Origin of the sequence: Leptospira limi (assembly GCF_026151395.1) — a bacterium.
GTDB classification, from domain to species: domain Bacteria; phylum Spirochaetota; class Leptospiria; order Leptospirales; family Leptospiraceae; genus Leptospira_A; species Leptospira_A limi.
The window spans coordinates 2,314,932-2,326,495 of the sequence record NZ_JAMQPV010000001.1 but is presented as its reverse complement, the minus strand read 5'-3'; the positions used below and the strand labels follow the sequence as shown (position 1 = coordinate 2,326,495).

General features: G+C 38.2%; 11 protein-coding genes. 1 reads left to right on the top strand and 10 read right to left on the bottom strand.

The annotated features are described in order from the left end of the window. From rpoN to rfaE1, 8 genes are all read right to left on the bottom strand, one after another. A complete protein-coding gene (rpoN, locus tag ND812_RS10730) occupies window positions 1-1,422 on the bottom strand; it encodes an RNA polymerase factor sigma-54 (RefSeq protein WP_265375444.1) in 1,422 nt (473 codons plus the stop codon). Further along, complete coding sequence (lptB, locus tag ND812_RS10725; protein WP_135592366.1) at window positions 1,423-2,130, bottom strand: LPS export ABC transporter ATP-binding protein; 708 nt, start codon at window positions 2,128-2,130, stop codon at window positions 1,423-1,425. Between the two features lie 49 nt (window positions 2,131-2,179). After that, entirely contained in the window at window positions 2,180-3,517 is a 1,338-nt protein-coding gene (locus ND812_RS10720; RefSeq protein WP_265375443.1) for an LptA/OstA family protein, read from the bottom strand. Continuing rightward, entirely contained in the window at window positions 3,514-4,059 is a 546-nt protein-coding gene (gene lptC, locus ND812_RS10715; protein WP_265375442.1) for an LPS export ABC transporter periplasmic protein LptC, read from the bottom strand. Before lptC ends, ND812_RS10720 begins: the two co-directional genes overlap by 4 nt. 10 nt (window positions 4,060-4,069) lie before the next feature. Beyond that, window positions 4,070-4,915: a 3-deoxy-8-phosphooctulonate synthase gene (gene kdsA / locus ND812_RS10710; protein ID WP_108959055.1), complete on the bottom strand. Its 846-nt coding sequence runs from the start codon at window positions 4,913-4,915 to the stop codon at window positions 4,070-4,072. A 1-nt stretch (window position 4,916) separates the two neighbouring features. After that, the gene (locus tag ND812_RS10705) at window positions 4,917-6,539 is read right to left on the bottom strand and encodes a CTP synthase (RefSeq protein ID WP_108959054.1); all 1,623 of its coding nucleotides are present in this window, start codon (window positions 6,537-6,539) and stop codon (window positions 4,917-4,919) included. A gap of 63 nt (window positions 6,540-6,602) precedes the next feature. Further along, window positions 6,603-7,091, bottom strand: a complete 489-nt coding sequence (gene rfaE2, locus ND812_RS10700) for a D-glycero-beta-D-manno-heptose 1-phosphate adenylyltransferase (protein ID WP_265375441.1) — start codon at window positions 7,089-7,091, stop codon at window positions 6,603-6,605. Then, window positions 7,088-8,107, bottom strand: coding sequence for a D-glycero-beta-D-manno-heptose-7-phosphate kinase (gene rfaE1 / locus ND812_RS10695; protein ID WP_407658505.1), 1,020 nt, complete (start codon window positions 8,105-8,107; stop codon window positions 7,088-7,090). The genes rfaE2 and rfaE1 overlap by 4 nt, the downstream gene beginning before the upstream one ends. Window positions 8,108-8,218: 111 nt before the next feature. Between rfaE1 and ND812_RS10690 the strand changes: the two genes are divergently transcribed. Continuing rightward, the gene (locus ND812_RS10690; protein WP_322113691.1) at window positions 8,219-8,770 is read left to right on the top strand and encodes an LON peptidase substrate-binding domain-containing protein; all 552 of its coding nucleotides are present in this window, start codon (window positions 8,219-8,221) and stop codon (window positions 8,768-8,770) included. Here the strand turns inward: ND812_RS10690 and ND812_RS10685 are convergent. Next, window positions 8,754-9,479, bottom strand: a complete 726-nt coding sequence (locus tag ND812_RS10685; RefSeq protein ID WP_265375439.1) for an LIC11631 family protein — start codon at window positions 9,477-9,479, stop codon at window positions 8,754-8,756. The two genes, ND812_RS10690 and ND812_RS10685, sit on opposite strands and share 17 nt — an antisense overlap. Before the next feature lie 33 nt (window positions 9,480-9,512). Further along, window positions 9,513-11,447: an AMP-dependent synthetase/ligase gene (locus ND812_RS10680; RefSeq protein ID WP_265375438.1), complete on the bottom strand. Its 1,935-nt coding sequence runs from the start codon at window positions 11,445-11,447 to the stop codon at window positions 9,513-9,515. Window positions 11,448-11,564: the final 117 nt, after the last annotated feature.

Here is an 11,564-nt window from a genome sequence, read left to right as displayed (position 1 = left end):
TTACCCCTTGAGTGAACTGATTCGCTTTCTTTCGTTGGATGGAAGGATGCGTAAGACCTTACGGTATTTTGCCACAGTCCTACGCGCAATTTCAATACCTTTTTTCTCCATCAGTTCCACGATGTCTTGGTCGGAAAGAGGATTGTTTTCATCTTCTTCTTTGACCAAATTTCGAATGATTTCATGTATTTTTTTAGAACTTTCTTTTCCACCTTCTGCGGATTTTACACCAGAGGAAAAAAACCACTTCAATTCAAAAATTCCCCAAGTGGTTTGGATGTATTTATTGGTGGTGATACGAGAGATTGTTGACTCATGTAAGTTCAGTTTTTCAGCAACTTCTTTGAGTGTGAGAGGTTTGATAAATCCAATCCCTCCTCTAAAAAAATCAACTTGGAAATCGATGATACAACTAACAACTCTTTGTAAGGTTTGCCTTCTCTGTTGGATGGACCTAATGAGCCACTGCGCGGAACTATACTTTGTCTGAAAGTATTCCTTCTCTTTGGGAGGGAGTTTATGATTTAATAATTCTTTGTATTCTTCTTGGATTGTGAGTTTTGGTAACCATTCATCATTGATAAAAATATTAAATTCGTTTCCCACTTGTTTCACAACAACATCGGCAACAACATAATCAATTTTTCTACCTTGGTAGGTTGTTGCAGGGTATGGTTCTAATTTTTTTATCAACCTAGCTAAACTGAGAATATCTTCTTCTGTGATTTTTAAATTTTTTGCGATTTTTTTATAATCAACTTTTTCTAAATCAGAAAGGAATTCTCCTATCAGTTGGTGCAAAACGATGTTGTCAGGAAACAAAATCCTTCCTTGGATGAGAAGGGTTTCCTGCATATCTTTTGCCCCAATTCCAATTGGGTCCAATTCATTGATCACTTGCAAAACCCTACGAACTTTAGCCTCAGGATAACCCATTTCTTTCGATACAAGTGACAAATCATCAGTGATGAAACCTTTTTCATCGATCATACTGATTAACACTTCACCAATTTCAAATTCCAATTTTGTGAGTTTGATGAGACGCAGTTGGTTCAGTAAGTGTTCTTCTAAAGTTTCCCCTCGTGTCGAAGATTCGATGTATTTTTGATTTCGATCACTCGCTTCGGTATCATAGGTTCGTGGGCCTTCTAAAGAATAACTATCTTGCCAATTAACATCTGTACTTTTTTCGTGATTGAGTTTTTCCAATCGTTTTACTTCATCAATGGAAAAAAGCTCTGGCATTTTAGATTTTTCATCTACTCCCACTTCATCAAGGAGTGGGTTTTCCAATAATTCGTTTTGTATTTTGTCTGATAATTCTAAAGTTGATAAAGATAATAGTTCAATGGACTGACGTAAGTCCTGGGTCATCACCAGTTTTTGCGTTTGGCGTTGTGAAAGTGAAGCCCCGAGTTTCATCTAAAGTTTAAAATCCTCACCTAAATAAATTCTACGCGTTTCTGGATCGTTGATGAGATCATCCGCAGTTCCGGATATTAAGATCCTACCACTATACATGATGTAAGCCCGGTCTGTAATCTTCAATGTTTCCCTAACGTTATGGTCTGTAATTAAAATCCCAAGACCTCTTTCTTTTAAGGATTGGATTACATTTTGTATATCTTTTACAGCGATCGGGTCAACACCCGCAAACGGTTCATCTAACAGAATAAAGTCGGGGTTAGTGACAAGTGCTCTTGCAATTTCACATCTCCGTCTTTCTCCACCAGAAAGAGTATATCCTTTTTGGTTTGCCACTCGCATGATTTGTAATTCCATGAGAAGTTCATCCCGACGACGGATAATTTCATCTCCAGGTAAATTCATCGTTTCCAAAATTGCTTCCAAATTTTCGGCAACTGTCAGTTTACGAAAGATACTTGCCTCTTGGGCAAGATAACCAACTCCCATCCGAGCACGGATGTGCATTGGAGCTTTCGTTAGGTCTTCGTTATCGATAAATACATGGCCTTCATCGGGAGTCACAAAGCCAACACTCATATAAAAACTTGTCGTTTTTCCGGCACCATTGGGCCCAAGAAGACCTACAATTTCACCTTTTCGGATATAAAAGCTGACACCATCTACAACCTTACGTTTGTTATAGATTTTAACCAGATTTTCCATCCTAAACGTTTTTACATTTGGATCGAGTTCTTTCTTTTTATCCGCTACTTTACTTTTTTTCACCATTCGGGATTACCTTTAGCCCATCAGTTAACAAGGCTTTGTCCGATTTTGGAAACAAGATGATTTTCCCAGCTGACACTTTTGTGGAGTCTCTTACAAGGGTTGGATTTCCTTCCAATACAAGTTCATCTTTTTTTTCAAAATATGTGGCAAACTCTCCAGTGGCTTTTGCGGATTGTGTTTCTACCTGCACATCACCTCTGGCAACTGTTTCATTTTTATCATCAAATCTTTCAATAAAGACAGATGTTAATTGTCCACGTTCTACTAAATCTTTTTTATTTAAAAAAACAATTTTGGGAGTTTCTGTTAAATAAGAATAACCCTTTTCTTTATCATAAAAAAGGATCCCTCCCTCCATTCGATAACCATTTTCTTTATCCAAATAACTTACGTTACCCGTAGCTTTAATTTCTTTATTACTTTTCCTACTTTCCAATAGATCAGCTTTAAATTCAGAATTTTTCCTGTACATAAATGCATCACCATTCATAGAAGTAACAGTTTCTTTGCCTTTATTTAAATGAGTCAAAGTTTTACCCGAAAACAAAGTGATGACTCTTTCTTTGGAGACCGTATCTTTTTCTTTATCTTTTTTATTTTCGTAACTCACTTGGTAGATGGTTGCATCACCATCCAATTGGATACTTCCTTCTTTCACAAAATAAGAAAGAGTCTGTCCGATGAGAAAACGATTTTCTGAGAACAAAAACGGCTCTCCTTTTAAGTCGATACGGTCTTCTTTTTCAGAAAAAACAGCATCTTCGCCAAACACTTGGAATTCTTCCGAGGTAACGACTACTTTTCCTGCGAGAGTTGTTTTGGCTTCTTCTAAATTTCGAAGGATGGATTGGCATTGAATGCGAACTAATTTTCCATCTTTTTTTTGAGTTAGGACTGGGTGATTTTCCAAACTAACTATGCCAGCAACTTTATCGTATAGACCTTTTGTTGCGGTGAGTGTCACTCCATTCTGAAAGTCTTCAACAATCACTTGGCCTTTTAGGTTTCCAATGAGTGCCTCTTCTCCAATGATTTCGATTTCCTTAGCACTGAGTTTGATGGACTTATGCATGATATAAGCACCTCCACCTAAGATAAAAACTTTTACCGGAAATCCATTGATCACTCTTTCTTCTTGTGTGAGACTACTGCCTCCCCAAATGATTGGGATTTTATCTTTTTTCGATTTTTTCTCTTCGTTCTTTAGGATTGTCTCATCTGCTTTAAAAAAATCATCGTTCCCATACAAAATAGGAATCGGCGATGTTTTTAATTGCAATACAAATCCAAAGAATATAGACACGACTACCAATCGTCTCATGGTTTTTCCTTCAGCGGATTGGATCCACCGACACTGACTGCCTTTGGATGGATGATGGTGAATTTATTTAAACTTTTATCTGCTCGCAATCCTTTCCCACGAATGGTTGTTCCATCCGAATATACAAGGACATCCGCTTCTGAAGCGAGAGTTTTTTCTTCTAAATTATAAGTAAGAGATTCTGATTCGATAAATTTTCCATCATTGGTTCTTAGGCGAACTTTCCCCTCTAAAACAACCGTTTTGGTTTGGTGGTTGATCTCGCCTCGATTCCCTGTCATGAGAGACGTAACCTTTCCTTTTTCAAACTGATTGAATTCAAATCCATACACGATGGTTTTGTTTTCTTTGGGAAAGATATACGATTCTGCTCCTTTTAGTTTCCATTCCAATTCACCAGATTCTTTGTAAGAAGCGCGACTAAAGTTTCTCATCGAAACCATGGATCCTGATTCCTTTTCGACTTCAATCCGAAGGTATTCCTTGTCTTTACATGATGTAAAAACCAAGAGGAAACATATTATCCATACCTTCGTTTTCATTGGAAACGGACTAGTCCTCTAAGAACTTCGTTTTAACCAAACGATCCAATTCTAAAAGTTGAGTGAGTAAAACTTTTGCTTTGGCCAAAGGAAATTGGGTTGTTGCATCCGATAAAGCTTTTTCAGGATCAGGGTGGACTTCCATAAAAAGTCCTTCTACTCCTACAGAAACCGCTCCACGCATCATATGAGGGATGAATTCTCGTAAACCACCTGTTATGTTGCCAGCAGCACCAGGTAACTGTGCGGAATGGGTACCATCAAATACAATGGGAATTCCATGTTTATGCATCATAGGAATGCCTCGTAAATCAAACACAAGGTTTCCATACCCAAAACTCGCACCACGTTCGGTGACCATGTACTTTTCGGATCCAGACTCTTGTATTTTTGTTTTGATATGCCTAGTGTCATCAGGTGCCATAAACTGACCTTTTTTCACATTCACCCATTTCCCCGTTTCTGCAGCTTTGGCGATAAGGTCAGTTTGGCGGCTAAGAAAAGCCGGAATTTGAAAGATATCCACTGTGTCTTTTAATGGATCCACTTGTATGGTTTCATGGATGTCCGTTAAAACAGGTACATTGTATTTATGTTTGATAAAATCGAGGAGTTTGCGTCCTTCTTCCAAACCTGGACCTCGATAAGAATTGATAGAAGAACGATTGGCTTTGTCAAAAGAAGATTTAAATATATAAACAATCCCTAACTCATCACAGATGGCTTTCATTTCACCACAAACTCGATCAAGTAAGTCTTTGTTCTCCATCACACAAGGCCCAGAGATTAAAAAAAACGGCTGACGACCTCCGATTTTTTTTCCAAAAAATTCTCTTTCTTCAATTAAATCGTACATCTTAATCCTCCGATTTTTTCGCTAATTTCGATGCAGCTTTAATAAAACCTGCAAAGAGTGGATGTGGATCTGTTGGTTTCGATTGAAATTCTGGATGGAATTGAACACCAATGAACCAAGGATGGTTTGGAATTTCGACAATTTCCACCAAACTACCATCAGGTGAAAAACCAGATAAATTCATTCCTTTTTTCTCAAAATCATCCTTAAATCGAAGTGTAAATTCAAAACGGTGTCTGTGACGTTCTGAAATTCGGTCAGCTTTGTATTCGGAATAAGCAAGTGTACCTTTTTTGACAACACATGGATAGGCACCGAGGCGCATGGTTCCACCCATACGTTCGATTTCTTTTTGTTCTTCAATCATTGAAATCACAGGGTATTCAACATTTGGTTTGAATTCAGTTGAATTGGCATCTTTGAAACCTAAAACATGGCGTGCAAATTCAATCACTGCACATTGCATTCCTAAACAAATTCCAAAAAATGGAATCTGTTTGGTTCTCGCATATTGAATGGCAGCAATTTTTCCTTCGATCCCACGTTCTCCAAACCCACCTGGAACCAGAATTCCATGAACTCCTTTTAAAAGTTCTTTGGTATTTTTGGAGTCAATATCTTCTGGATTAATTTTAACAACTTCCACTTCTACATCATTGGCAATTCCACCATGAGCCAAGGATTCATAAACGGATCGATATGCATCTTGTAAGGAAATGTATTTCCCAATTAACGCCACTTTTACGGTCTTTTTTGTATTACGAATTTTTTTAACCATATTTTCCCATTGGGAAAAATTAAGTTTCCGTAAATCCATACCAAGTGCATTGAGTACAACCTCATCCAATTTATCTTCTCGATACATCAAAGGAATTTCATAAATGGATGTTGTAATATCGACAGCTGAAATTACATTCTGTTCTTTTACGTTGCAAAAGAGAGAAATTTTATTTTTCATCTCTTTTGACATTGGTTTATTAATACGACAGATTAATACATCTGGTTGGATTCCTAACGCCAATAACTCTTTTACTGAATGTTGGGTAGGTTTTGTTTTGGCTTCACCAGCTGCCGTAATTGTTGGGACAAGTGTTAGGTGAAGAAATAATACCTGGTTACTTCCATGTTCATATCGCATTTGGCGAATTGCTTCCAAAAATGGAATGGATTCAATATCTCCAACTGTCCCTCCTATTTCCACGATTACAAAATCTGTTTCTTGGTCACGTGTTAGGTTATAAATACGATTTCGAATCTCATTTGTGATGTGTGGTACAACTTGTACGGTTCTTCCAAGGTAATCCCCTTTCCGTTCCCGTTCGATGACGGCATGGTAAATTTGCCCGGTTGATACAGAATTTTTACGGGAAAATTTTGACTTGGTGAACCGTTCATAATAACCTAAATCTAAATCCGTCTCGGCTCCATCTTCGGTCACATACACTTCCCCATGTTGGTAGGGACTCATTGTGCCTGGGTCAATATTGATATAAGGATCCATTTTTTGTAAAGAGACGGTATAACCTCTGGCTTCTAACAAACAACCGAGAGCGGCGACAGTGACCCCTTTTCCCAAAGAAGAGGAAACACCACCGGTAATGAATATATATCTGGTCTTGGACAAACTGGACCTCAAAAAAGAATGTTTTTTACAGACTGTTGGGATTTGGGTCCAAAATCAATACGTTTAGGAAGGGGATTTGGCTTTTTCTAAAATCTTGGTAGTGGATTTTCCGGAAACAAATGGCAAAATTTGAATATCCGCACCCATCTCCTTTAAAATTTTGTATTCTGGGAGGGTTTCAATTTGGTAATCCCCACCTTTTGAATGGATGGAGGGTCTTACTTTTTTTAAAATTTCTAAGGGAGTGTCTTCAGGAAAACTAGAAACAAAATCAACGGAAGATAAAGCTGCAAGTACCATCATTCGGTCTTCACAGGAATTGATAGGCCTCGATTCCCCTTTTAACCTTCTGACACTCTCATCAGAATTCACACCAATCCAAAGTAAGTCTCCTAAATCACGAGCCTGAGCTAGGTAACTCACATGGCCCGGATGTAAAATATCAAAACAACCATTCGTAAATACGATTTTTTTCCCTTCTAGGGATTTACGTTTTGTTTCGATGGTGTCTTGTGCGATGATTTTACTTTGTAGTGACTCGTAAAAACTCATTTTGATTCCTCAAGATAACCTAAAGTCCGAAGAGCCTCTTCAATCTCAGATTGTGTCACCGTTGCCGCACCCAATTTCCCAACAACAATCCCCGCACTTACATTGGAGACAAGGGCTGCTTCTCCAATGCTCATCCCACTTGCTACAAATGCAGTATAGGTAGTGATGACAGTATCACCTGCACCTGTTACATCAAATACTTCTTTGGCGACAGTAGGGATATGGTAAAAACGATTGGATGTTCTTTCATAAATTGACATTCCCTTTTCCCCTCTGGTAATCATCATCGCATCTGGTGTAATACGTTCTGAAATCTCACGACAAGCGAGTTCAATTTCAGAATCACTGGATAGTTTTTTACCCAATGCCTTACCCGCCTCATGATGGTTTGGTGTCATGATATGAATGTTTTTGTATAAGAAAAAATGGCTTACTTGCGGATCTACAGTCACAATTTTATTTTCTGCATTACAAAGAGAAATCACAGATTGGATCAAAGAAGGTGTTAAGTACCCCTTATCGTAATCTGAGAGGATCACAGCAGAAGCCTCTTTGATTTTATCTTTTAATCGTTCCAGAATTTGTTTTTCTTCTTCATTTGTCAGTGGGACAATTTCTTCTCTGTCCACACGGCAAACTTGTTGGTGGGAGGCAATGATTCTCGTTTTTAGAATCGTGGGAATTTGTTTGGATTTTAATAAGGCTAAGTCTTCCTTTGCTACTGAATACGAAAGTAAAATTGATTCTAAATTTTCACCTGCTTTGTCTTCCCCGATCCTTCCAAAAACAATCCCTCTGACTCCAATGGATGATAGGTTTTGAACAACATTACCAGATCCACCTAAAGTTTGTTTTTCGCTTCTAACCCAAACAACGGGAACAGGTGCTTCGGGAGAGATTCTTTCCACTGATCCAATTAAGTATTCATCTAAAATCAAATCTCCTATGACGAGAACTTTGATTTGGGAAAGTTTGGCAAAGGTTTGGTGTAGCAAAGATTTTTTGATTTTCAACAAAGCCGAATCCTTGAATTGGTTTACAACTAAACATGGAATCTAAAACCTTTCTCTGTGTCAACCTTCCCCTTACCTCTATTTCCCTTACCAGATGTATTTCTGTTTCCTGGGATGTTTTTACCCTTACATATCTTTGAGCCAAGGTATAGAATGTTACTGGATTTTTGTTTGGAAAATGGAGGAGAAATGGGAATGGCACCTTATCCGAAAGGGTATTTGGGAAATGGATTACCTCCCATTCCTGAGGTTGTAGGGTTTGGACATATCATCCAAAAGGAATCTTTGCCTGATGGAAGATCCAATATTATTTTAGAGGGATTAGGAACGGCAGAGATTGTCAGTTTAACTTCCACCGAACCCTTTTATATCGCACAAGTATCCAAACGAGAACACCAACGGAATAAAAATGTCTCCGAGGAACTAAAAGAAAAAATAGAAGAATTGTTAGTGCTCACCAAACGAATCTTACTTGCTGAAGGTGCTGAGGAAGACCTAATTTTAAAAATGAACCAAATTTTAGTTCACCCATTTCCTGTGGATTTTATTGCTTCACTGATTTATTTTGATTTTAAAACAAAACAAACCATTCTGGAAACAACCAATTTAGACACTAAGGCAAATTTACTCAAACAAGTGTTAATGGGTCTTAATTTGGGAGAATAACTGTTTTATTTTTTAACTCTGCCACCAAAAACAAAAAGGATGGAAATTCTGAAGTATTTTCTCGGTAAAATACTCTTGGATTTGTTTCTTTTGCGTTTAGATACAAATAACTAGAGTTTTCTTTGCGGATGTAAGCTCTTTCCAAATAATGATTGGTTTGGGAATACAATAAAAAATCTTTCATTAAATCACTGATAGCGACTTCAGTTTCACTTTGTTTGTTCGTTGCGATGAAAAACAAAGAAGTGGAATTTCCCTCTTGTTTCTCAAAATGGAACTCGTTTGACCAATGGCCTTTTTTTCCAAAACCAGATTCAGGTGTTGGATTTTCTCCAACCAAATTCGGAATAAAATCAGAAGTTTCCCAAGGTATTTGTTTCCCTAAAAAATTTTCCTTTGCAAGGAAAGAACGCCAGTGTTTCGAAAGACCTCGTACTTGGAGTTTTGGTAATTCTAGATCTTCTCGAATGAAACCACGAAGGGTTAAAAATCCAAGAAATCCCATCTGAACTTGCGGAATGGATTGGAAATCCCAAATTTCTTCTTCTTTGAAAGGAGATAAAAACAAGGAATCCATAGCATAAAAATCTTGGTGTTGGTAAGGGTAAAATACCCCTGATTGGGAAGAAAAGACTGATCCATCTAAACGATTCACATAAAAAGTATCGACGGACTTTGGAAAAGAGAAGAGTAAATTCCGCCCCTTCATCGAGGCGGAACTCATTACTTAAAAAACGAGAAATTAATCTCCTGCGTAAAGGGCAGTGATTTTGTCTTTGTATTTCTCTGTGATTAAGTGGCGTTTCATTTTGAACAGGTTTGTCAATTCATCACCCACTTCAAATGGTTTTGTGATGAGGATGAATGGAGTCACTTGTTCAAAGGACTTAAATCCAGTTTTGGTATTGTTCAGAGCTTTGATTTCTTTTTTGTAGAAATCGAGGACTTTTGGGTTTTCAACGAGTTTCTGTTTATCAGTTTCACCGATTCCATTTTCCTTTGCCCATGCAGTCAACTGTTCAAAATCAGGAACCACGATGGCACCCAAATTCTTTTGGTCTTGGCCAATCACCATACACTGCGAGATAAAAGGAGACTCCGTGAGTTTGTCTTCAATCGGAACTGGCTCAACGTTTTCACCACCAAGAAGAACCACTGTGTCTTTTGCACGGCCTGTAATGGTAAGGGTTTTTTTGAAATTGAACATCCCAATGTCGCCTGTGTCCATCCAACCATCTTTGAGAACTTTTGCTGTGGTTTCTGGGTTCTTGTAGTAACCTTTCATCACTTGTGGTCCACGGATGTGGATGACACCACGTTTGCCATAAGATCCAGAAACCAATTTTTGGTTGGCATCAATGTGAGTGAGAACTTTACCCAAATCATCGCGGATTTGTAATTCCGTTTCAGGAGTGATCACCCCTACGGAACCTTGTACCAATCGTTTGAATGTACGAACTGAAATCACTGGAGAAGTTTCCGTCATTCCATATCCTTCCAATACGTTGATTCCAATATCATTGAAGAATGCATCGACGTGCCTTTGTAAAGCACCACCACCAGAAACAGATGCTTTTAACTCACCACCAGTTGCCTCACGGATTTTCGAAAGGACCACTAAATCGAGTAAAAAGTATGGAATCGCCAAAACGATAGCAACTGTTAGGTAATAAACACCTTTAAAAAGAGAAACAATTGGATTTCGTCCAACGTAATCAACTTGGTTTCCTTTCAAAAAACGAGTCGCTGCATTGAAGTGTTTTGAGAAAAAATATGCCAAATTGAATAAACCTCTGCGGATTGCAGGAGTTTGTTTTGGATCATTGATTCTGGTATAAATACCATTATAGATACTTTCCCAAAGTCTAGGCGCAGATGCCATAAACGTTGGTTTTGCTTTTTTCATATCATCCCGTAGATCGCGAACATTCGTATAATAGGTTGCACAACCTGCAGCAATCGCAAGGTATTCGAAAACTCGTTCAAATACGTGCCATACTGGTAGAATGGATAACATTCGTTCGTCGGCTTTGATTTCGATCATACTACCAAGAATGACTCTTGTTTGGTGGAGCATGTTACTGTGTTTTAACATAACTCCTTTAGGCATTCCTGTTGTTCCTGAAGTATAAATGATTGTGAAAAGGTCATCCGGAAGAATGGATTTCATTCTTTCTTCTGCTTTTTTGGAACCTTTGGCTCTCAGTTCTTTCCCTTTCTCAATGAGGTCATACATTTTTAAGACACCAGTTGCTGTGGATTTTTTATCCATCACAATGAGTGTTTTTGCAAATTCGAGTTGGGAACGGTTCTTTTGGAACTTTTCCAACATTTTATCATTTTCTAAGAAAACAACTTTTGCTTCACAGTGATTGAGAATATAAACAATTTCGGAATCGGTAATATCGGTTCCGCGTGGAACATCGGCAGCACCTGCCATGAGGATACCATAATCGGAAACAATCCATTCCAATCGGTTATCGGCAAGCAACGCTACATTCTCTTTTGCATTCACACCTAAATCAATAAGAGCTTCTGCTAAGTTGATACCAAGATCATACACTTCTTTGAAGGTGACTGGTTTATAGGACTTCGATTCGTCTTTACTAACGAACGCGGGGCGGTTCCCAAATTTTTCAGCACTCTGCTGGAAGAGTTCGGGCAAATTGGCTGGCATGATTCTGACTCCTTTCTGAAAAGAAAACGGTAAAAGGTATCTTTAAGGGACTTTTTTAACGAACATGAGTCAAGACATTTTCATTCTTGCCATTGAAATCAAGGAACCCGCAAATCT